Source organism: Thioalkalivibrio sp. ALgr3, assembly GCF_000377325.1.
In the GTDB taxonomy this organism is placed as follows: Bacteria; Pseudomonadota; Gammaproteobacteria; order Ectothiorhodospirales; family Ectothiorhodospiraceae; genus Thioalkalivibrio.
The window spans coordinates 36,480-58,324 of sequence record NZ_KB897978.1 but is presented as its reverse complement, the minus strand read 5'-3'; the positions used below and the strand labels follow the sequence as shown (position 1 = coordinate 58,324).

At 68.3% G+C, this 21,845-nt stretch carries 21 protein-coding genes; 13 read left to right on the top strand and 8 right to left on the bottom strand.

Going from position 1 to position 21,845, the window contains the following annotated elements; translation table 11 throughout:
- The 3 genes from C998_RS0104550 to C998_RS0104540 are packed head-to-tail and all read right to left on the bottom strand — an operon-like array spanning position 1 to position 3,430.
- On the bottom strand, positions 1–1,110 hold the full coding sequence (locus C998_RS0104550; protein ID WP_026279471.1) for a PilT/PilU family type 4a pilus ATPase: 1,110 nt from the start codon (positions 1,108–1,110) through the stop codon (positions 1–3).
- Positions 1,111–1,165: 55 nt separating this feature from the next.
- Positions 1,166–2,338, bottom strand: a complete 1,173-nt coding sequence (locus C998_RS0104545) for a PilT/PilU family type 4a pilus ATPase (protein ID WP_018869674.1) — start codon at positions 2,336–2,338, stop codon at positions 1,166–1,168.
- A 57-nt stretch (positions 2,339–2,395) separates the two neighbouring features.
- Entirely contained in the window at positions 2,396–3,430 is a 1,035-nt protein-coding gene (locus C998_RS0104540; RefSeq protein WP_018869673.1) for a type IV pilus twitching motility protein PilT, read from the bottom strand.
- Between the two features lie 109 nt (positions 3,431–3,539).
- Between C998_RS0104540 and C998_RS0104535 the strand changes: the two genes are divergently transcribed.
- From C998_RS0104535 to C998_RS0104520, 4 genes are all read left to right on the top strand, one after another.
- Positions 3,540–4,247, top strand: coding sequence for a YggS family pyridoxal phosphate-dependent enzyme (locus tag C998_RS0104535; RefSeq protein WP_018869672.1), 708 nt, complete (start codon positions 3,540–3,542; stop codon positions 4,245–4,247).
- 26 nt (positions 4,248–4,273) lie between these two features.
- Positions 4,274–5,095 (top strand): pyrroline-5-carboxylate reductase, encoded by an 822-nt coding sequence (gene proC / locus C998_RS0104530; RefSeq protein ID WP_018869671.1) that lies wholly within the window; start codon positions 4,274–4,276, stop codon positions 5,093–5,095.
- Positions 5,096–5,188: 93 nt separating this feature from the next.
- Entirely contained in the window at positions 5,189–5,758 is a 570-nt protein-coding gene (locus tag C998_RS0104525) for a YggT family protein (RefSeq protein ID WP_018869670.1), read from the top strand.
- Between the two features lie 113 nt (positions 5,759–5,871).
- Positions 5,872–6,324, top strand: a complete 453-nt coding sequence (locus C998_RS0104520; protein ID WP_026279470.1) for a DUF4426 domain-containing protein — start codon at positions 5,872–5,874, stop codon at positions 6,322–6,324.
- A 44-nt stretch (positions 6,325–6,368) separates the two neighbouring features.
- Here the strand turns inward: C998_RS0104520 and C998_RS0104515 are convergent, their stop codons facing one another.
- Together C998_RS0104515 and C998_RS0104510 are read right to left on the bottom strand one after the other, a co-directional pair.
- Entirely contained in the window at positions 6,369–7,034 is a 666-nt protein-coding gene (locus tag C998_RS0104515; protein ID WP_018869668.1) for a sulfite exporter TauE/SafE family protein, read from the bottom strand.
- Positions 7,035–7,049: 15 nt separating this feature from the next.
- A complete protein-coding gene (locus C998_RS0104510) occupies positions 7,050–7,544 on the bottom strand; it encodes a TerB family tellurite resistance protein (protein ID WP_018869667.1) in 495 nt (164 codons plus the stop codon).
- Positions 7,545–7,668: 124 nt separating this feature from the next.
- Between C998_RS0104510 and C998_RS0104505 the strand changes: the two genes are divergently transcribed.
- Both C998_RS0104505 and C998_RS0104500 read left to right on the top strand, forming a co-directional pair.
- Complete coding sequence (locus C998_RS0104505; protein WP_018869666.1) at positions 7,669–8,310, top strand: 7-cyano-7-deazaguanine synthase; 642 nt, start codon at positions 7,669–7,671, stop codon at positions 8,308–8,310.
- Positions 8,307–8,558, top strand: coding sequence for a hypothetical protein (locus tag C998_RS0104500; protein WP_018869665.1), 252 nt, complete (start codon positions 8,307–8,309; stop codon positions 8,556–8,558). The genes C998_RS0104505 and C998_RS0104500 overlap by 4 nt, the downstream gene beginning before the upstream one ends.
- Here the strand turns inward: C998_RS0104500 and C998_RS0104495 are convergent.
- Positions 8,551–9,255, bottom strand: a complete 705-nt coding sequence (locus C998_RS0104495; RefSeq protein ID WP_038081691.1) for an HAD family hydrolase — start codon at positions 9,253–9,255, stop codon at positions 8,551–8,553. The genes C998_RS0104500 and C998_RS0104495 overlap by 8 nt on opposite strands.
- A gap of 31 nt (positions 9,256–9,286) precedes the next feature.
- On the opposite strand from C998_RS0104495, the gene C998_RS0104490 reads away from it, so the two are divergent.
- From C998_RS0104490 to cysQ, 3 genes are read left to right on the top strand one after another with little or no spacing between them, the layout of a single operon-like run.
- Positions 9,287–10,048, top strand: a complete 762-nt coding sequence (locus C998_RS0104490; RefSeq protein ID WP_026279469.1) for a hypothetical protein — start codon at positions 9,287–9,289, stop codon at positions 10,046–10,048.
- 55 nt (positions 10,049–10,103) lie between these two features.
- The gene (gene nudE, locus C998_RS0104485; protein ID WP_018869662.1) at positions 10,104–10,655 is read left to right on the top strand and encodes an ADP compounds hydrolase NudE; all 552 of its coding nucleotides are present in this window, start codon (positions 10,104–10,106) and stop codon (positions 10,653–10,655) included.
- The gene (gene cysQ, locus C998_RS0104480; protein WP_018869661.1) at positions 10,652–11,503 is read left to right on the top strand and encodes a 3'(2'),5'-bisphosphate nucleotidase CysQ; all 852 of its coding nucleotides are present in this window, start codon (positions 10,652–10,654) and stop codon (positions 11,501–11,503) included. The genes nudE and cysQ overlap by 4 nt, the downstream gene beginning before the upstream one ends.
- A 5-nt stretch (positions 11,504–11,508) precedes the next feature.
- Here cysQ and C998_RS0104475 read toward each other — a convergent pair whose 3' ends face one another.
- Both C998_RS0104475 and ppsA read right to left on the bottom strand, forming a co-directional pair.
- Positions 11,509–12,354, bottom strand: a complete 846-nt coding sequence (locus C998_RS0104475; protein ID WP_018869660.1) for a pyruvate, water dikinase regulatory protein — start codon at positions 12,352–12,354, stop codon at positions 11,509–11,511.
- Between the two features lie 3 nt (positions 12,355–12,357).
- Complete coding sequence (gene ppsA, locus C998_RS0104470) at positions 12,358–14,733, bottom strand: phosphoenolpyruvate synthase (protein ID WP_018869659.1); 2,376 nt, start codon at positions 14,731–14,733, stop codon at positions 12,358–12,360.
- A gap of 92 nt (positions 14,734–14,825) precedes the next feature.
- Here ppsA and C998_RS0104465 point away from each other — a divergent pair, with 92 nt between their 5' ends.
- From C998_RS0104465 to C998_RS0104450, 4 genes are all read left to right on the top strand, one after another.
- Positions 14,826–15,377, top strand: a complete 552-nt coding sequence (locus C998_RS0104465; protein WP_018869658.1) for a RimK/LysX family protein — start codon at positions 14,826–14,828, stop codon at positions 15,375–15,377.
- Positions 15,374–16,909: an inactive transglutaminase family protein gene (locus tag C998_RS0104460; RefSeq protein ID WP_018869657.1), complete on the top strand. Its 1,536-nt coding sequence runs from the start codon at positions 15,374–15,376 to the stop codon at positions 16,907–16,909. Before C998_RS0104465 ends, C998_RS0104460 begins: the two co-directional genes overlap by 4 nt.
- The gene (locus C998_RS0104455; RefSeq protein WP_018869656.1) at positions 16,909–17,922 is read left to right on the top strand and encodes an alpha-L-glutamate ligase-like protein; all 1,014 of its coding nucleotides are present in this window, start codon (positions 16,909–16,911) and stop codon (positions 17,920–17,922) included. The genes C998_RS0104460 and C998_RS0104455 overlap by 1 nt, the downstream gene beginning before the upstream one ends.
- Positions 17,923–18,015: 93 nt before the next feature.
- The gene (locus C998_RS0104450) at positions 18,016–21,777 is read left to right on the top strand and encodes a PAS domain S-box protein (protein ID WP_018869655.1); all 3,762 of its coding nucleotides are present in this window, start codon (positions 18,016–18,018) and stop codon (positions 21,775–21,777) included.
- Positions 21,778–21,845 lie beyond the last annotated feature (68 nt).

Genomic DNA, 21,845 nt, shown 5'->3' with positions numbered 1-21,845 from the left:
CTATTCCGGCGGCTTGAGCTCTTCCTCGCCGCCTTCCTCGGCGGCCCCCACGCCGCCGCCGAAGTTGAGCTTCCACTCGAGGTTCGCGCGCGAATCGGCCTTGCTCAGCGCCTCGTTGAGCATCACGTCACCCGACTTGAAGAGCTTCACGATCGCCTGGTCGAAGGTCTGCATGCCGACCGAGGCCGACTTCGCCATGACCTCCTTGATCTCCCCGATCTCTTCCTTGTGGATCAGCTCGGAGATGTAGGGCGTGTTCACCAGGACCTCCAGCGCCGCCACCCGCGAGCCATCCTTCTTCTGCAGCAGGCGCTGGCCGATGATCGCCCGCAGGTTCAGGGACAGGTCCGACAGGATCTGCGAACGGTGATCCTCGGGGAACAGGTTGATGATGCGGTCCAGCGCCTGCGAGGCGTTGGTGGCATGCAGGGTCGACAGCACCAGATGCCCGGTGTCGGCGTAGTTGAGTGCGGCGCGCATGGTCTCGCGGTTACGCACCTCGCCCACCATGATCACGTCCGGCGCCTCGCGCATGCCCTCCTGCAGGGCGTGCTCGTAACTGGGCGTGTCGATCCCCACCTCGCGCTGGCCGACGATCGCCCGCTTGTGCTGGAACAGGAACTCGATCGGGTCCTCGACGGTAAGGATATGCCCGGTATCGATGGTCAGGCGGTGGTCGATCATCGCCGCCAGGGTCGTGGACTTCCCGGTCCCGGTGGAACCCACGACCAGGATCAGGCCGTCACGGTAGTTCATGAAGTCCTTCAGCACCGGCGGCAGCCCCAGCTGCTCGATCGTGGGGATGGCGCTGCGGATGTAGCGGATGACCATCGCCACCTCGCCGCGCTGGCGATAGACGTTTACGCGGAAGCGGCCCAGTCCCTGGCGGGTGAGGCCGAAATTGACCGCGGTCTCCTCGTCGAAGATGCGCGCCTGATGGTCGTTCATCATCTCGCGGGCGATGCCCTCGGTCTGCCCCGGCGCCAGGGCCCGTCGCGCGATGGGCTGCAGCACGCCATCCACCTTGATCGACGCCGGCGCCCCGGTGAGGAAGAACAGGTCCGAGGCCGACTTTTGCGCCATCAGCTTGAGATAGGGCTCGATCTGCAGCTGGCGCTTCGCGGGCTCCCCGGCGGCCGCACCGTCGGAACCGGTGTTCTGTGCTTCAGCGGACACGGAAATCCTCCGGATCGTCTTCCACCGCAATCCCTCCGCCGGTATCGGCCACTGCCGGGGCACCGTCGCGCCGCGCGCGCTCGCTGTCGAGCTTGATGCGCAGGCGCAGGTCGTTCACCGAGTCGGCGTTGCGCAGGGCCTCGTCGTAACTGATCTCGCCGCTCTCGTAGAGATCGAACAGGGCCTGGTCGAAGGTCTGCATGCCCTGCTCGCGCGAGCGCGAGATCAGCTCCTTCATGTCGTGCACCGCACCCTTGAGCATCAGATCCGCCATCAGGGGGGTGTTGATCAGGATCTCCACCGCCGGCACACGCCCCTGGTCGTCCTCGCGACGCACCAGGCGCTGCGAGACCACCGCCTTGAGGTTCAGCGAAAGGTCCATCAGCAGCTGCTCGCGCCGGTCCTCGGGGAAGAAGTTGATGATGCGGTCCAGCGCCTGGTTGGTGCTGTTCGCGTGCAGCGTGGACAGGCACAGGTGACCGGTCTCGGCGAAGGCAACCGCGTAGTCCATGGTCTCGCGGTCGCGGATCTCGCCGATCAGGATCACGTCCGGGGCCTGACGCAGGGTGTTCTTCAGCGCGATCTGGTAATCGTGGGTGTCCACGCCGACCTCGCGCTGGGTCACGATGCTCTTGCCGTGCTGATGCACGAATTCGATCGGATCCTCGATGGTCACGATGTGATCCGACGATGACCGGTTGCGATGACCGATCATCGCCGCCAGCGAGGTCGACTTGCCCGAGCCCGTACCCCCGACAAAGATCACCAGGCCGCGCTTCTCCATGGTGATCTCTTCCAGCTGCGGCGGCATGCGGATGTCCTCGAAGCGCGGGATCTCCGAATTGATCACGCGCATGACCATCCCCGCGCTGCCACGCTGGGTAAAGACGTTCACGCGGAAGCGCGAGATGCTCGCCAGACCGACGGCAAAGTTGCATTCCTGATTACGCTCGAATTCGGCCGACTGCTTGTCGTTCATCATCGCGCGCGCCAGTGCCTGGGTATGCGACGGGGTCAGTTTCTGCTCCGTCAGCGGTACCACGCGACCGTCGATCTTGGCCGCCGGCGGCATGCCCACGGTGATGAACAGGTCCGACCCGCCCCGGTCCACCAGGGCCTTCATCAGGTCGTGCATGTACTTGATCGCCTTGTCACGATCCATGGGCATCCTCCGATTGGCGTGGCCGCCCCGCCGGGCGACCACGGCGATGGCTCGAGTTTACAGCGCGTCGGGGTTCACGGCCTTGCGGCGAGCGTCCTCGCGACTGATCTGCCCCTGGGCCAGCAGATCCTTCAGGCACTGGTCGAGGGTCTGCATGCCGGTGCCGGCGCTGGTCTGGATGGTGGAATACATCTGCGCGATCTTGTTCTCGCGGATCAGGTTCCGGATCGCCGGGGTTCCCAGCATGATCTCGTGGGCCGCGATGCGTCCGCCGCCGATCTTCTTCATCAGGGTCTGCGAGATCACCGCACGCATGGATTCCGACAGCATCGCGCGCACCATGTCCTTTTCCGCCGCCGGGAAGACGTCGATGATGCGGTCGATGGTCTTGGGCGCGGAACTGGTGTGCAGCGTGCCGAACACCAGGTGCCCGGTCTCGGCCGCGGTCAGTGCCAGACGGATGGTCTCGAGGTCACGCAGCTCGCCGACCAGGATGGTGTCCGGGTCTTCACGCAGCGCCGAGCGCAGGGCCTCGGAGAAGCCGTGGGTATCGCGATGCACCTCGCGCTGGTTCATCAGCGACTTTTTCGACTCGTGCACGAATTCGATCGGATCCTCGATGGTGAGGATGTGCCCGTAGTCGTTCTCGTTGCGGTGGTTGACCATCGCCGCCAGCGTGGTCGATTTCCCCGAGCCGGTCGGCCCGGTGACCAGCACCAGTCCGCGCGGGTAGTTGGAGATGTCCTCGAAGATCTTGGGGGTGGCCAGGTCCTCCAGGGTCAGGACCTTGGAGGGGATGGTACGGAACACCGCCGCCGCGCCGCGGTCCTGGTTGAAGGCATTGACACGGAAGCGCGCCAGTCCCGAAACCTCGAACGAGAAGTCCGTCTCCAGGAACTCTTCGTAGTCCTTGCGCTGACGGTCGTTCATGATGTCGTAGATCAGGCCCTGCACTTCCTTGTGCTCCATCACCGGGACATTCACCCGGCGCATGTCGCCATCGATGCGCACCATCGGCGGCATGCCCGCGGAGATGTGCAGGTCCGAGGCCCCGTTCTTGACCGAAAACGCCAGCAGCTGCGTGATATCCATTCAATCCCCCGTTGTTCCGGGCCGCCGCGCGCTCCGTCCGTGGCGACCGTGGATGGCGCCGATAAAGACACCACTTCTGATCATGTCTTCAGGACTATATCATAGGCCAATGACCACGCCAGAAGCCGCCCTCGAACGAGTTCACGCCCGCATCACGCAGGCCTGCCACCATGCCGGCCGTCCGCGGGATTCCGTCCACCTGCTGGCGGTCTCCAAGACCCGCGATGTCGCGGAAATCCGGGCCCTGCACCGCCTCGGCCAGACGGCTTTCGGGGAGAACTACGTGCAGGAGTTCATCGAGAAGCACGACGCCCTGGAGGCTCCCCCGGAACCGGCCGGGATCGAATGGCACTTCATCGGCCCGCTGCAGAGCAACAAGACCCGCGCGGTGGCCGAACGCGCCGCCTGGGTCCACACCCTGGAACGCGAGAAGATCGCGCGACGCCTGAGCGAGCAGCGTCCCGAACACCTCGGTCCACTGCAGGTCTGCATCCAGGTCAATGTCTCCGGCGAACCGCAGAAGGCGGGCGTGGAGCCGGACGCACTCGCGGCGCTGGCGGACGCGATCGCCGCCCTGCCGCACCTGCATCTGCGCGGCCTGATGACCCTGCCGGCGGCCGAAACCGACCCGGAACGCCAGCGCATCCCCTTCGCCCGCCTGCGCGAATTGCGCGACGACCTCTGCCGTCGCGGCCACGAACTCGATACCCTGTCCATGGGGATGTCGGGCGACCTGGAGGCCGCCATCCTCGAGGGGGCCACTCTGGTCCGCATCGGTACCGACCTGTTCGGCCCGCGCCCGACACCACCCGCCTGAATCCACCACCCGAGCCCGGAGCCCGCATGTCCACGCATTCCCGCGCAGTCGCCTTCATCGGTGCCGGCAATATGGGCGAGGCCCTGATCCAGGGGCTGGTCGACAGCGGCCGTGAACCGTCCAGCCTGGCCATCGCCGACAGCCGTCCCGAGCGCATCGACGCCCTGCAGCAGCGTTTTCCCGGGCTGGGGGCCGGCGCGGCGGAAGAACTCGCCGGCGACAGCGCCATCCTGGTGCTGGCGGTCAAGCCGCAGACCCTGCCCGAGGTCGCGCCGACGCTGCGCGACGCAGTAGCCAGCGGCGACCCGCTGGTGGTCTCCGTGGCCGCCGGAGTCACCACCGCCCGGCTGGGCGAATGGCTGGGACCGCAGGCGCGCATCGTACGGGCCATGCCCAACACGCCCGCGCTGGTGGGCGCCGGTGTCACCGGCCTGTTCGCCGGGCCCGGCGTGGGCGAGGAAGACCGCCGGGCCGCAACGGCCCTGATGGAGGCCGTCGGCCGCGCCCTGTGGGTGGAAGACGAAGAACTGATGCACGCCGTGACCGCGACTTCCGGCAGCGGTCCGGCCTATGTCTTCCTGATCATCGAGGCCATGCAGGCCGCCGCCGAAGAACTGGGGCTGCCGGCGGAGACGGCGCGCGAACTGACCCTGGGCACCCTGGCCGGGGCCACCCGGCTGGCGGCCAACAGCCCCGAGGATGCCGCGGAGCTGCGCCGGCGCGTCACCTCGCCCGGGGGCACCACCGAACAGGCCGTCAACGCGCTCGAGCAGGGCGATCTGCGCGGCCTCATGAAGCGTGCCATGCAGGCGGCGGCGGCGCGCAGCGAGGAACTCGGCCGGGGCTGACGGGATCGCCCCGGCCATGTCCCTTGGCTTCCCGACAACCCTGGAGGAAAATACGCGTCTCCATTCGCGCCGCGCAGACCGCCAGGAGCCAGCATGAACCCCGGAGCCATGACCACCGGCCAGGAGATCCTCAACTTCCTCATCGGCGTTGCCTTCGGCATCGCGATCATCCTGCTGATGCTGCGGGTCATCTTCGGGCTGGTGCGGGCCGACTACCGCAACCCGATCTCGCAGACCATCCTGATGCTGACCACGCCGCCGCTGAACCTGCTGCGGCCGATCATCCCCTCCATCGGGCGCGTCGACACGGCAGCCATCGTGTTGATGGTCGTCCTCAAATTCCTGGAACTGTGGCTGCGCGTCGCCGTACTGGGCATGCAAGCCGACCCGGTGGTCCTGCTGCTGGTGGCTGTCCGCGAACTCCTGATCACCGCGATCTGGGTGTTCATCATCGCCCTGATCGTCGAAGTCGTGATGAGCTGGGTACAGGCCGGCGGCGGGGGCGGCTACAACCCCATCGCGCGGCTGGCGGCCGACGTGAACCGCCCGATCCTGGGCCCGCTGCGGCGCATGCTCCCGTCCACCGGGGCCATCGACTTCTCGCCGATGATCGCACTGGTCGGGCTGTATATCCTGACCATCATCGTACGCGGCATCTTCTGAGATCCGGCTGCGCAAATCACGTCAGACGGACTAGACTGGAATCAGGGGCGGAACCCGCCGCCCGGCTCCGGTATGGATCCCGGGGCATGGTTCAAGCGAATGAGGAGTCCGATATGACAAGAGTGCAGCGTGTTCTCGGTGGCGTCGTCTCGATCGTGGCCGCCCTCGCCCTCGGCAGTTCGGTGGCGAACGCGAACGAGACCGGGTTCGACGATCACGTGGTCTATTACAACGTCATCAACACCACCTTCCTGTCGCCCGAAGTTGCGCGTGCCTATGACGTCCGTCGCAGCAGCAACCGTGCAATGATCAACGTCACCGTCATGGAACGCACCGATGACGGTCTGCAGGCCGTTTCCGCCGATGTCAGCGGCAACGCGGTCAACATGAACCAGCAGTCGCGCAGCCTGCGCTTTCGCGAGATCGAGGACGGCGACGCGATCTACCACCTCTCGGAAATGACGGTGCGCGCGGGCGAAGAAATGACCTTCAATCTGGAGATCACGCCCGCGGGGTCGGACGAGGTCCTGCCGATCGAGTTCGAGCAGAAGTTCTACGTCGACTGAAGTCCGTGCCCGGGGCGGGGCTGCACCCGCCGCTCCGGGCCGTTCTAGACCAGAAGAACCACCAGCATCCCGACCCCGTACAGGGCGATGGCCGCTCCCGCGACCCGGCGCACCCGGGGCCGACGCACGAAACCCGCCAGCTTCGCCGCGAACACCCCCATCAGCAACAGGTTGGGCAGCGTCCCCAGCGCGAAGGCCGCCATCAGCGCCGCGCCCTCCAGCGCGCCGCCGGCACTCAGCGACCAGGCCAGCACGCTGTAGACCAGACCGCAGGGCAGCCAGCCCCACAATCCGCCAACCACCAGCGCCTGGCCCGGATTGCGCACCGGCAGAAAGCGCCGACCCAGCGGCTCGATGCGCCGCCACAGCACCCCGCCCACCTGCTCCAGGCGCGCCAGCACCGGCCACCACCCGGCAATGTAGAGTCCCAGCAGTATCAGGAAGATCGCGGCCACCACCTGCAGGATGGTCTGCCCCGCGGGCAGCCCCCCGAGCAGCGTGGCACCCAGCCACCCCGCCAGCGCCCCGGCGATGACATAGCTGGCCATGCGGCCGATGTTGTAACCCAGCAGCAGCGGCCACACCGGGCCACGGCGCCCGGCATGCCCCATGGAAATGGCCCCCACGATCCCGCCGCACATCCCGAGGCAGTGCACCCCGCCGAGGATGCCCACCGCGGCGGCCGCCAGCAGCGTACCCGGATCAGCCATAATGTCGTGCGACCGTCATTCCCGGCCGCCCTGTTCTTCCGGTGCCTCGCCGCGCTCCTCCAGCACCGCCAGCTTGGTGCGGATGAACGTGGCGTGCGGCACGTACAGCAGGTCCGCCAGCCGCCGGATCACCGCCTCCTGGCGCTTGTGCAGCTCGTCGTTGGCCAGCGCCGAGCGCCACAGGGCCTTCATGATCGCCGCCTTCTGATCGGCATCGAAGGCAGCGTTCACCTCGCGCACCACCGGATGCAGGGAGACCAGCGCATCGCTCTTTTCCCGTGCGATGTCCAGCAGGGCATCGGCCGCCTCGTCGTCCAGTCCGAACATCTCGATCAGGTTGGCGCGCACGGTCTCCAGCTCCGCGTCCACGAGCTGGAAGTCGGCGCGGCACACCTCCATCATCAACGCCGCTGCCGCGCGCTGCAGCCGTTCCTGTTCGTCGCCGGTCTCGCTGTCACTGCGTTCGGCGCGCATCAGCTGCTGCCAGCGCGCCCGCAACTGCTCGATCATCGTCTGTCTGCTCCCGGTGAAGACCCATCGTTGGGCCATGACCATACCCCCGGGTTCCGCGGCGACCACCCCGGCCGCGGCCCGGTCTCTGGCGGCGTTCCCGCACGGCCCATAATTTGTAGCCATGAACCCGGAACCCGACCTGCTCCTGCTCTCCGGCGGCATCGAAAGCGCCGCCCTGCTGCGCCGATGGTGCGCCGACAACCGCCCCGTCATCGCCGCCTGGGCCGACTATGGCCAGCGCAATGCCGCGCGTGAGCGGGCTGCCGTGCGCGCCCTGGCCGAAGCCGAGGGCGTGCGGCTGGAGACCGTGGAAACCGGGGCCCTGCGCGAGGCGTTCACCCGGCGTTCCGACTGGGTCGGGCATGTCCCGCTGCCGCAGCGCAATCTGCTGATCCTGGCCCTGGCGGTCAACCTGGCCCAGCACCACGGGGCCGGACGCATCCTGCTCGCGCTCAACCGCGAGGACGCCGGGCACGGTCCGGGTAGCCGCGCGGCCTTCCTGCAGGACTTCGGCTCGCTGGCCGCCCGGCTGGTTCCCGGCCTGTCGGTGGCCGCCCCGCTGCAGGAACTCGGCAAGGCCGATATCATCCGTCGGGGCGCAGAGGACGGGGTGCCGTGGGGCCTGACCTGGAGCTGCCTGCTGGGTCAGGAACGCCATTGCGGCCGCTGCCCCCAGTGCCACACCCGCCAGGCCGCCTTCACCGCCGCCGGCGTCCCCGACCCGACCGACTACCGCCAGCCACCCGGACCACGGACACCATGACCGAAGAAACCCCGCGCCACATCCTCGAACGCTTGGAAATCGCCATCCTGACCGGCGAGACCCTGCAGCTGCACTGGGCCGGACCCGATGACGGGCCCGATGCCGGGCGCGCCTGGATGGGCCGCGTGACCCCGCGCGAGGTCACCGCGGACGACCACGGGCATCACTGGCTGGAAGGCACCTGCGAGGACGAGACCGTGCACATCCGTCTGGACCGGATCCGCAACATGCCCACGCCGGTCAAGTGAGCCCGTCCAGCAGATCCGACAGGTCCTCCAGCAGCACCCGGTCATCGCTTGTCATCGGGGCACCGCGCTCGTCCGGGTAGCGCATGCCGCGCAGCTGGGCGATGCCCGCCCGGTGCGCGCTGGCAAGCGCATGCAGGTTGTCGTCGACCAGCAGGGTGCGCGCAGGGTCGTGGGGTGCCACCGCCTGCAGGCGCTCCCAGAAGGTCGCGTCCTCCTTGGCACAGAACAGGTCATGGGCGGAGACAATGCGGTCGAGATGGTCCCCGATCCCGGTCAGGCGGTGCTTGAAGGCATACACCTCGGGATGCGCGTTGGTCACCAGCACCCGTTCCCGCCCGCTGGCGGCGATCCGGTCCAGGACCTCGACGGCGTGCGGCTTGATCGCCACGTGATGGGCCAATTCGCGCTTGAGCGCGAGCACGTCGAGACCGGTGAAATGCGTCCAGTGGTCGACGCAGTACCACTCCAGGCGCCCGCGCACCCGCTGCATCTCGTCTTCCAGCCGCCGGCGCGCGCATTCCGGATCATCGGGCTGGCAGCGCATGTATTCCTGCGGGATCAGCTCCCCCCAGAACCGGTTGTCGAAGTGCAGGTCCAGCAGCGTGCCGTCCATATCGAACAGCACGGTATCCACCCGCGACCAGTCCACCGGCGTGGCGGGCGTCTCGGGATTTTTCGCGCGGGTCTGCGAGTCCATGGGATGTGGGGAAGCAACGACGGGATTGACGATGCACAGAATAACCGAAACACGAACGGCACGCGGACCCGGCGCGATTGCGACGGGGCTGATCCTGGCCCTGGGCGGTGCCCTGGCGACGGCACCCGCCATGGCCATGGATCCGGATGACCCGGACTACGACCCGCTGGAGGACGACAGCCTGTGGGAGGACGGCCCCCCGGGCCCCGGTCAGGTGGATCCCGAGGACGCCCAGACCACCAGCCCGGAACTGCGGATCTACGCCGAGCCGCCGGAAGAGCGCGACACACCGCTGCATCACCACGACAACCACCTGACCCTCGACGAAGACAGCCTGAACGACGGATGGGTGCGGCTGCGCCAGTGCCATAGCGGCCTGGCCGAGATCAGCCGCATGTCCATCGTGTACAATGAGCCGAACATCCGGGGCCTGCGGGTGGCCAGCGCCGACGAGGTCGAAGATGCCTGGGCCGAGGACGACCGGGTCGTCGTCATCGGCGTCACCGAGGCCTCGGAGCTGTGTGTCGAAGCCGAGATGCGCGTGGTCGAGAGCCGGGGCAACGGCGAATACGTGCTGGAGAACGGGCCGTTCATGCGCCGCTTCCTGGACGGCTACTTCCCCATGCGCGTGACGCTCACGCTGTCCTGGGGGGATCTGGACCTGTCGCTGGAAGACACGATCCCCGAACGGCAGCCCGGCGTGGACGTCCGGGGTTTCGAGCACGGCATGATCCTGGACACCACCTTCGAGGGCGAGCTGGAGACCCGGATCCGGCTGAGCCGCGACGAGTGACCCGCGTCCGGGAGCAGCCTGTCTGCTCCCGGACGCCCCGACCGATGGACCCGCAATGAGCCGCGACAAGCCCGCCGTCCACGAACGCCGCACGGTGGCCCGCAGCCGCCTGTTCGAAGTGGAGGAGCTGGACCTGGAATTCAGCAACGGGGCCCACGCCTGTTTCGAGCGCCTGGTCAGCCGCGGCAACGGGGCCGTGATCATCGCCCCGGTACGCGACGATGGCCATGTCCTCCTGATCCGCGAATACGCCGCCGGCACCCACCGCTACGAACTCGGCCTGCCCAAGGGGCGCATGGAGCGCGGGGAGGAGATCATCGCCGCGGCCAACCGCGAGATCATGGAGGAGGTCGGTTATGCCGGCCGTCGCCTGACGGCGATGGGCAGCCTGACCGTGGCCCCCGGCTACATGAGCCATCAGACCCATCTGGTCCTGGCCGAGGACCTCTACGAGCAGCGCGCCGAGGGTGACGAACCCGAGGCCATCGAGGTGGTGCCCTGGCCCCTGGATGCCCTGGAGGAACTGGTGCAGCGCGAAGACTGCACCGAGGCCCGCTCCATCGCCGCCCTGTACATGATCCGCGAACACTTAAGGAAACAATCTTGACCGACAATGCATCCACCGCCGTACCCGAAGGCGCGGCCCTGTCCGCCCTGCTCAACGAGGTCGGCACCGTGGCCGAGGACGCCGGCCGCGCGATCCTCGAGATCTACGAAACCCGCTTTGCCGTCACCGAGAAGGACGACCGCTCGCCGCTGACCGAGGCCGATCTGGCCGCCCATCGCGTGATCAGCGACGGCCTGCGCGAGATCGCCCCGCAGTGGCCGGTGCTGTCGGAGGAAGGCCAGGACATCCCGTTCGCCACCCGCCAGGACTGGGACACCTACTGGCTGATCGATCCGCTGGACGGCACCCGCGAATTCGTGAAGCGCAGCGGCGAGTTCACCGTGAACATCGCGCTGATCCACAACCACGAACCGGTGCTGGGCGTGGTCTGGTGCCCGGTGCTGCAGCGCCTGTACGCCGGGCAGATCGACGGCGAGGCCTTTCGCCGTGACGCCGACGGGCCGCGCACGTCCATCCACGTGTCCACGCCACGCTCTCCGGAAGAAACGGTCCGGGTGGCCGGCAGCCGCTCGCACGGCGCCGAGCGCCTGAACGCGGTGCTGGAACGGCTCGGCCCGCACGAACTGGTCAGCCTCGGCAGTTCCATGAAGCTGTGCCTGGTGGCCGAGGGCAGCGCCGACATCTACCCCCGTCTGGGACCGACCTCGGAATGGGATACCGCCGCCGCCCACGCGGTGGTGCGCGCAGCCGGAGGCCGCGTCACCGACCTGGACGGCAATGACCTGCGCTACAATACCCGCGACAGCCTGCTGAACCCGGAATTCCTGGTCTGCAACGGCGACCCCGCCGACTGGCTCGCCCGCCTGGGCCTGCCCGACGCCGCATAACCCCCTCAGCGCGCCGGCGGGTCCAGCAGGTCGCGCACCCGGGTGGCGATCTCCTCGATCGAGCGTTCGGTCACGTCCAGCTGCGGGATTTCCCAGACCTCCAGAAAGGTCGCGATCGCCCGGGTCTCGGACCGGCACTGCTCCAGGCTGGCGTAGCGGCTGCCCGGGCGCCTCGCCTCGCGGATCTGAGCCAGCCGCTGCGGATGAATGGTCAGCCCGACCATGCGCCCCTCCAGCCCGCGCAGGGGCTGCGGCATGTGCGGCGTCCCGCCATGATCCAGGTCTTCCGGCACCAGCGGATAATTGGCCGCGAACAGGCCGTAGTGCATCGCCAGATACAGGCTGGTGGGGGTCTTGCCCGAACGCGAGGCCCCCAGCAGCACCACGTCGGCCACCGCCAGATCGGTACTGGCCAGGCCGTCGTCGTGCGCCAGGGTGTAGTTGAGGGCATCGATCCGGCGATCGTAACGCTCGGCGTCGCCGCGCCCGTGGGCCCGCCCCGGAACCGCCTCGGCCTGCGCGCCCAGGATCGCCTCCAGGCGTCCCAGGTGTTCCCCGAGCACGTCGATCACCGGCACCGGGCAGTGCTCCAGCTGCGCCCGCAGCTGCCCATCGGCCAGCGTCGCCACCACCAGCGCCGGTTGCGGCCCCTGCTCGATGCGCGCGAACGCCGACGACAGACGCCCGGGTGACTGCACGAACGGAAGACGGTGCCAGTCCGGCGCCAGCGCCGGGAACTGGGTGAACAGCGACCGCGCCAGGGTCTCCGCGGTAATGCCGGTCCCGTCGGAGACCAGATAGACCTGCGGGCAGCGCGGTTCGCCCGAAGCAGCCGGATCGCCGGCGCCCATCGTTCAGCCCCCGCCGCCCGCCTGACGCAGCTGCGCCAGGCTCTTCCAGGTGGAGATCAGAGCATCCGGGTTGAGCGACAGCGAGTCGATACCCTGTTCCATCAGCCAGCCGGCCAGCTCGGGGTAGTCCGACGGCGCCTGGCCGCAGATCCCCACGTACTTGTCCTTGCGCCGCGCCGCATGGATGGCCAGCGCCAGCAGCTGCTTCACGGCCTCGTCGCGCTCGTCAAAGGAGTCCGCCACCAGCCCGGAGTCGCGGTCCACGCCCAGCGTCAGCTGGGTCAGGTCGTTGGAGCCGATGGAGAACCCGTCGAAACGCTCGAGGAAGGCATCCGCCAGCAGGGCGTTGGACGGGATTTCGCACATCATCACGACCTTCAGGCCGTTCTCGCCGCGCTTCAGGCCTTCCTCCTCCAGCACCTGCAGGACGTCGTCGGCCTCTTTCAGGGTGCGCACGAAGGGCACCATGATCTGCACGTTGTCCAGGCCCATCTCGTCGCGTACCCGGCGCAGCGCCTCGCATTCCATCGCGAACGCCGGGCGGAACACCGAGGCGCGGTAGCGCGAGGCGCCGCGGAACCCCAGCATCGGGTTCTCTTCCTCCGGCTCGTAGCCGGTCCCGCCGATCAGATGCGCGTATTCGTTCGACTTGAAGTCCGACAGCCGCACGATCACCGGCTCCGGCGCGAAGGCCGCCGCCAGAGTCGCCAGGCCTTCCGACAGCTTGCGCACGAAGAACTCGCGCGGGCCGTCATCGAAGCCGTGCAGACGCTCGGCGATCCGTTCGCGCACCGCCGGCTCGAGGCGCTGCGGATCCTCGGCATAGTCCAGCAGCGCCAGCGGATGCACGCCGATGGTGCCGTTGATGATGAACTCCAGCCGCGCCAGGCCGATGCCCGCATGCGGCAGCTGCGAGAAGGCGTAGGCGCGCCCGGGGTTGGCGACGTTGAGCATCAGCTTGAGCGGCAGCTCCGGCAGCTCCTCCGGGCTGGCCTGCTCCACCTCGAAGGGGATGTGCCCCGGGTACACGTAGCCGTCGTCGCCCTCGGCGCAGGACACCGTGGCCTCGAAGCCGTCGCTCAGCTTCTCGGTGGCATCGCCGCAGCCGACCACCGCCGGCACGCCCATCTCGCGCGCGATGATCGCGGCATGGCAGGTGCGCCCGCCGCGGTTGGTCACGATGGCCGCGGCGCGTTTCATGATCGGCTCCCAGTCGGGATCGGTCATGTCCGCCACCAGGATGTCGCCCTCTTCCATGCGGTGCATCTCGTCGGGCGACTCCAGCACCCGCACCACGCCGCTGCCGATGCGCGAGCCGATCGCGCGCCCGGTCACCAGCGGCTCGACGTCGTGCTCGCCCAGCCGGTAGGTCTCGCCACCGCCGACCTCCACCCGGCTCTCCACCGTCTCCGGGCGCGCCTGCACGATGAACAGCTCGCCGGTCTCGCCGTCCTGCGCCCACTCGATGTCCATCGGCCGGCCGTAGTGCTGCTCGATCGCCACCGCGAAACGGCCCAGCTGCTCGGCGTCGGCATCCGACAGGCAGAAACGCCGGCGCAGTTCTTCCGGAGTATCCTCGGTCTGCGTGCCGTCCTCGGTCAGCACCATGCGGATCGCCTTGGTGCCCAGCGTGCGGCCTATCACCGCACGCTTGCCGGCCGCCAGCGCCGGCTTGTACACCTGATATTCGTCGGGGTTCACCGAGCCCTGCACCACGGTCTCGCCCAGCCCCCAGGCGCCGGTGATGAACACCGCGTCACGGAAGCCGGTTTCGGTGTCGAGGGTAAAGATGACCCCGGAGGCGCCGATGTCCGAGCGCACCATGCGCTGCACCCCGGCGGACAGCGCCACCTCGTCGTGGGCGAAGCCGTTGTGCACGCGATAGGCGATGGCCCGGTCGTTGTACAGGCTGGCGAAGCACTCGCGCACCCGCTGCAGCAGGGCATCGATGCCGCGCACGTTGAGGAAGGTCTCCTGCTGCCCGGCGAACGAAGCCTCGGGCAGGTCCTCGGCGGTGGCCGACGAGCGCACCGCCACCGGCACGTCCTCGCCCAGCTTCGCGTAATGCTCGCGGATCGCGTCTTCCAGTTCCGCGGGCAGCGGGGCGGCCTCGATCCAGCCGCGCACCTCGCGCCCGGCGGCGCGCAGGGCCTCGATGTCGTTGATGTCCAGCCCGGCCAGTCGGTCCTTGATACGGGCATCCAGCCCGTCGCGCGCCAGGAACGTGCGAAACGCCGACGCGGTGGTGGCGAAACCGCCCGGCACCCGGACTCCGGCAGCCCCCAGCTGCCCCAGCAGCTCGCCCAGCGAGGCATTCTTGCCACCGGTCTCGGCAACATCGTTCATGGTCAGGTCGGCGAGGTCGATCACCCAGCTCATGGCCGGCTCCTTGATTGTGTGAATCGGGTTCGAGCGGCTCAGGCAAACATGCCGTATCCTCGAGAGCTCTTCCCTGCATCCTTACGGACGGTATGCACCTGCCCTTCAGTGTACTCAAATCGGCCGCGCTTTTTGTGGCCCTCCTGCCGGGCCTGACCTGGCTCCCCGCCGTGGCGGAATCGGGTTCTTCGCTGACGATCCTCGGCACCGTCGAGGATGCCAGCATCGTGCAAGAAGACATCACCCTGGAGGCACGCCTGGATACCGGCGCCACCTCCTCCTCCCTCAACGCCCTGGAGCAGGAAACCTTCGAGCGCGATGACGAGAAGTGGATCCGTTTCGAGATCGTCGATCCGGAGGACGCGGACGCACGCATCACCCTGGAACGCCCGATCGAGCGCAGTGCCCGCATCCGTCAGCATAGCGGCGAACTCGATGAACGGCACGTCGTGCGCCTCGAACTGTGCCTCGGCGACCGGAAGATCGAAGCCGACACCACCCTGGTGGACCGCACGGAACTCACCTACCAGCTGCTGGTGGGCCGCAGCCACATGGCCGGGCACATCCTGGTGGACTCCGGCAACGAACACCTGCTGCCACCGGACTGCCCGACGGACGAAGACAGCACTGACGCCGTCGAATGAAACGGTTCCATCTGCCCCTGCTGATCCTGCTCCTGCTGGGGGCGGGGTTCGGCATCTTTCTCTACAAGGCCACCCTGCTCGACATGCCCCTGCAGCCGGGTGCGACGGCCGACACCTGGGTGGTGGAATCGCGCATCCGCTTCCAGCCAACCGGCGGGGCGGCCGAGGTCCGGCTGCGCATCCCCGAACGGCTCCCGAACTTCGCCCGGCTGGACGAGAACTTCATATCCCGGGGCTACGGCCTGACCACCTCGCACGGCACGGATGACCGCGTCGCGCAGTGGACCTCGCGCGACCCGCGCGGAGAGCAGACGCTCTATTACCGCACCACGCTCTATCGCGACGCCAGCGCCGGCCCGCATGCGGAGTACCCCGGACCGGTGGCACCCCGCGAATGGGACGAACCCTTCGATTCGGCCGCCGAAGCCCTGATCCAGAGCGTGCGCGAACGCTCCTCCGGCATCCAGAGCTTTGCCACGGTGCTGGTCCGGGACCTGGGAGGCACCGGAGCGAACGGCAACGCGTCGCTGTTCGTGATGGATGATGGCGACCGCGAACTGCGCACGCAGACCCTGATCGACCTGCTCTCCGTCGCCCGCATCCCCGCCCGCGCGGTCACGGTCATCCCGCTGCGCGACGGGCATCGCAATATCGAGCCGGAGACCTGGCTGGAGGTGCACAACACCGAGCGCTGGGTTCCGGTGCATCCGCTGAACGGCAACATCGACTACCCCGACGACGTGGTGGTCTGGAGCCATGGCGATGCGCCGATCCTCGAGGTCCGTAACGGCACCGGAGAAGAACTGCGCTTCGCGGTGACCCGCAGCGTGCAGGACGCGCTGGGCACCGCTCAGCGTCTGGGGGAGACCCTGGACACCCGAATCCTCGATTTCTCGCCGCTGGAACTGCCGCTGGGCACGCAGAACACCTATCGCGTGCTGCTGATGGTCCCCCTGGGAGCGATGATCATCGTGCTGCTGCGCAACGTGATCGGCATCCAGACCTTCGGCACGTTCATGCCGGTGCTGATCGCCCTGTCCTTTCGCGAGACCCAGCTGCTGGCCGGAGTCATCCTGTTCACCCTGATCGTCTCGCTCGGACTGGCGGTGCGTTTCTACCTGGAACACCTGCGGCTCCTGCTGGTACCCCGCCTGGCCGCCGTGGTCAGCGTGGTGATCATGCTGATGCTGGCGCTCTCGATCCTGGCCCACCACCTGGGACTGGAACGCGCGCTGGCCCTGTCGCTGTTCCCGATGGTGATCCTGGCCATGACTATCGAGCGCATGTCGGTGGTGTGGGAGGAACACGGCCCGGCGGACGCGATCTCCCAGGGGGTCGGCAGCCTGATCGTGGCGGCCGCGGCCTATGGCCTGATGGCCAGTCGCCAGCTCGAGCACCTGCTGTTCGTGTTCCCCGAACTCCTGCTGGTCATCCTCGCCGTGACCCTGCTGCTCGGGCGTTACACCGGCTACCGCGTGACCGAACTGTTCCGCTTCGGGAAGATGCAGGACGCCCTGAGGAAACCCGACTGATGGGCGGCTGGTGGCCCCGTTTCGTGCGCCCGTCGACCCTGCGCCGGCAGGGCATCCTCGGCATGAATGCACGCAACGGCCTGTACATCGCCGAATACAACGCACGGCGCCACTATCCGCGCGTGGACGACAAGCGGATGACCAAGCAGCTGGCCAGCGCAGCCGGCCTGGCCGTGCCGGAGCTCATCGGTGTCATTCACAGTCACCACCAGCTGCGCGGCCTGGAACGGCAACTGCGCGAATACGCGAACGGTTTCGTCATCAAACCGGCCCATGGCGCGGCCGGCGACGGGATCATGGTGATCTCCGGCTGGCGCGGTGAGCGGCTCCGCCGGGCCGGCGGGCGCATGCTCGAGATCAGCGAGCTGCAGGACCATGTGTCCGGGATCCTGTCCGGGATGTACAGCCTCGGCGGGCGTCCGGACGTGGCACTGATCGAGGAACGCGTGGAGTTCTCCGAGGTCTTCGCCGAGGTGACCCATACCGGCGTTCCGGACATCCGCACGGTGGTCTATCGCGGATACCCGGTAATGGCCATGCTGCGCCTGCCGACGCAGGAATCGGACGGCAAGGCCAACCTCCACCAGGGGGCGGTGGGCACCGGCATCGACCTCGCAAGCGGACACACCCTGGGCGGCGTGCAGCACAACCAGCCCGTATGGGTCCACCCGGACACCGAGGCCAGCCTGGTGGACCTGGCGATCCCGGGGTGGGACAAACTCATGGAACTCGCCGCGGGCTGCTACGAACTCAGCGGCCTCGGCTATCTGGGCGTCGACGTGGTCATCGACCGCCGCCACGGCCCGCTGATTCTGGAGCTCAACGCGCGGCCGGGGCTGGCGATCCAGATCGCCAATGGCGAAGGCCTTCGCCCCCGCCTGCGCGCGGTCGACGAGCACATTCGCAAGACCGCCGAAGAACCCCAGGCGGCACGTGCGGCCTGGGCCGCCGCCCGTTTCGGCTGCCGCCCCGCCGGCTTCGGCGCCGTACCGCACGAACGCCACGCCGACTGACGCTGCCCCCCGCCTCGTGCGGGCAGACGCTGCGTGGCAGAATTGGCGGCCCTGTCTCCCGACCGCCGCCCGATCTTCGGCGGGCAACACGCCATGGATCCCGAGAACACGCATTCCGCCTTCTTCGAACACGCCCCGGTCGGCATGGCCGTGGTGGACGCCGACGGGTGTCTGCGCGCCGCCAACCGGCGCCTGTCCGGGCTGCTGGACCGGGAAGCGGACGTCCTCGTCGGGCAGACGCTGACGGTGTGGTTGGCCTCCGCCGAGGGCGACCGGGTGGCAGCCGCGATCCATTCGGTCGTTCACGGCGACACCGGCGAGTGGCGCGACGAATGCCGCCTGCTCCCCCGGCAGGGCCCGCCGCTGTGGGTGGAACTGGCGCTGAGCCGCCTGCCCGACGCCGATGATGGCGCCGCGCGCCTGGCCCTGACCGCCACCGACATCGACGCGCGCAAGGCCAGCGAGGCCGAGCACGACGAACTCGAACATTTCTACCAGCAGACGTTCACCAACAATGTCGCGGTCAAGCTGCTGATCGACCCGGACGACGGCCGCATCGTCGACGCCAATCCCGCCGCCGAGACCTTCTACGGCTGGTCGATCGAGGAGCTGAAAAACCGCCCCATCCAGGCGATCAACACCCTCTCCGCGGAGGAGGTGCGGACCGAGATGGAACGGGCCGCTGAGGAGGAGCGGCTGTACTTTCGCTTTCGCCACCGCGTCGCGAGCGGTGAGATCCGCGACGTGGAGGTCTATTCCGGCCCGGTGTGGCTGCGCGGCAAGCGCTATCTGCACTCCATCATCCACGATGTCACCGAACACCATCGGGCCGAACGCGAACAACGGGAGCTGCTGCAGATCCTGGAAGCCGCGCCCGATTTCATCGGCATGGCCGACCCCGATGGCCGCATCCTGTACCAGAATCCTGCATTCGACCGCGCCCTGGGCCTGACCGGACGGGCGACGCCGGGCGAACGCGCCATCGACGATTTCCATCCCGAGCCCGTACGCCGGCGGCTGCACGAGGAGGCCCTGCCAACGGCGGCGCGCGACGGAGTCTGGCGAGGCGAGACCGAACTCAAGGCCGGGGACGGCAGCCTGATCCCGGTGTCCCAGACCATCGTGGCGCATCGCGACGACACGGGGGCGGTGCATCGCTACTCCACCATCCTCCACGACATCTCCGCGATCCGCGCCGCCGAGGCCTTCCGCAACCAGCTGCTGGAAAGCCTCGCCGAAGGGGTGTTCGGCCTGGACCGTGAAGGCCGTTACACCTTCCTCAACCCGGCGGCCTGCCGCCTGCTGGGATACGAACGGGAGGCCGATGCCCTGGGTCTGGCATCCCACGAGACCTCCCATCACAGCCACGCCGACGGCAGCCCCTACCCGCTGGAAGACTGCCCGATCTACCGCGTGCTGCAGACCGGCAAGCCGCTGGAGGCCTGGGAGGACGTCTTCTGGCGCCCCGACGGGCATGCCTTCCCGGTGCTGGTCTACGCCGCCCCCCTGCACGGTTCAGAAGGTGAACCGACCGGGGCGGTGGTGTCCTTCCAGGACATCAGCGAGCGCAAGGCCGCGCGCCAGCGCATGGAGACCCTGCTGCAGACCAGTCCGGCGGTGATCTACACCATGGATCCCGCCGGGTTCGCCACCATGACCTACCTCAGTAACAACGCCGAGGCCGTGATCGGCTGGCGGCCGGAGGAGGTGACCGGCAACCCGCGCTGGCTGGAGCACCACATCCATCCCGATGACCATGCCGCTAACATTGAAGCCGTGGGGGCCTGGCTGGCCGCGGGGGCGCGTGGCACCTGTCGCCTCCAGTACCGCCAGCGCCACGGTGATGGCCACTGGATGCACATCGAGGACCAGCTGGTCGCGCTGCGCGACGGGCAGGGTCGGGTCAAGGAACTGGTGGGCGCATTCCAGGACGTCAGCGACCGCGTGGAGAGCGAAACCCGCCTGCGCACCATCGCCCGTCACCTGCCGGGCGCCCTGTATCAATACCGCGAGGATGCCAACGGCACCCCCGGATTCCCGTTTTTTGGCGAAGGCCTGGAGCAGCTCACCGGCCTCCTGCCCTCGGAGGCTACCGGTGATGCCGCACGTCTGTTCTCGCGCATTCCCGCGGAGGACCTGGAGGCGCTCCGCGCCAGCGCGGCCCGTTCGCGGGAGACCCTCGAACCCTGGCAGCAGCACTTCCGTGTGCGACACCCGCAACGGGGCGAGGTATGGCTGGACGGCCGGGCCACCCCGGAACGCCAGGACGACGGCAGCACGGTCTGGAACGGGGTGCTGGTGGACATCACCACCCGGGTCGCGGCCGAGCAGGCGCTGCGTCAGCGCGAGGCGGAGCTCAACCAGGCGCAGCGGATCGCGCGCATGGGCAGCTGGGTCTCGGATTTCCGCGTGAACGAGATCCGCTGGTCGGACGAGATCTACCGCATCTTCGGCCGCCGGCCGGAAGACGGCCCGGTGACCCACGAGACCTTCATGGAGGCGGTCCATCCGCATGACCGAACGGCGGTGCAGGCGGCGCTGGAGGCCTCGTTCGCCGGCGAGCCCTACGACATCGTGCATCGCGTGGTGCGGCCGGACGGCGAGGTCCGCACCGTGCGCGAACGTGGCCACACCGAGTTCGACGACAACGGCCGGGCAATCCGCATGCTGGGGACGGTGCAGGACATCACCGAACAGCGTCAGCTGGAGGACAGCCTGCGGCGTCTGGTATCGATCCTCGACAGCACCCCGGACGTGGTGTCGATGCACGGCCCGGACGGGGCAATGCTCTACCTCAATGCCGCCGGCCGCCGGCTGATGGGCCTGCCGGAGCCCGAGCTCGCCGACCACTGGGACCCCGAGACCGGCTGGAACCGCGCCGGGCTGCCGGGCGAGATGGACACCGTGGAAGGCACCATCGAGCGCGTGCATCCACCCTGGGCGCTGGAGCGCGTCCGCGAGGAGGCCCTGCCGGCCGCGATGGAACACGGCCTGTGGCAGGGCGAGACCGCGCTGCTGGACGCCGAGGGCCGCGAACGACCGGCGTCGCAGGTGGTGCTGATCCATCGCGACGCGGATGGTGCGATCGCCCAGACCTCGACGATCATCCGCGACATCACCGAGCGCAAGCGCATCGAGATGGAGCTGGAACGCTCCAATGCCGAGCTGGAGCAGTTCGCCTACGCGGTCTCGCACGACCTGCAGGAGCCGCTGCGCATCATCAACAGCTACCTCGGGCTGCTGGAGCGGCGCCATGCCGAGGCACTGGACGACAAGGCCCGGCGCTACATCGACACCGCCACCGACGCGGCCGCGCGCATGCGGCAGATGATCCAGGACCTGCTGGAGTACTCCCGGGTTCAGCGCATGGGCGAGGCCTTCGCGCCGGTGGCGCTGGACCGGGCGCTGGACGATGCCTGCGACAATCTGCAGGCCGCCATTGCCGACAGCGGGGCCCGCATCACCCGCGAGGCGCTGCCCACGGTGCAGGGGGACGCCGGACAGCTGATGCGGCTGTTCCAGAACCTGCTGTCCAACGCCATCAAGTACCGCGCCCCCGAAACCACCCCGGAGATCCACGTGGGCTGCACGGACCGGGGCGATCACTGGGAGATCCGCGTCACCGATAACGGCATCGGCATCGATCCGGAACAGATCGGACGCATCTTCCAGGTCTTCCAGCGCCTGCACGGTCGCGGCGAGTACGAGGGCACCGGCGCCGGGCTGGCGCTCGCCCGACGGATCGTGGAGCGCCATGGCGGGCAGATCCGGGCCGAGTCCGACGGCGAGGGGCACGGCACGACGTTCCGCTTCACCCTCCCGCGGCAACCAGTGGCTGCGACTGTCCCCGAGTGAACTCCAGCGCGGAGCGACGGGACAATCGCATTGGCCACAGGGCAATCGATAGACTACCGTCAACTTCA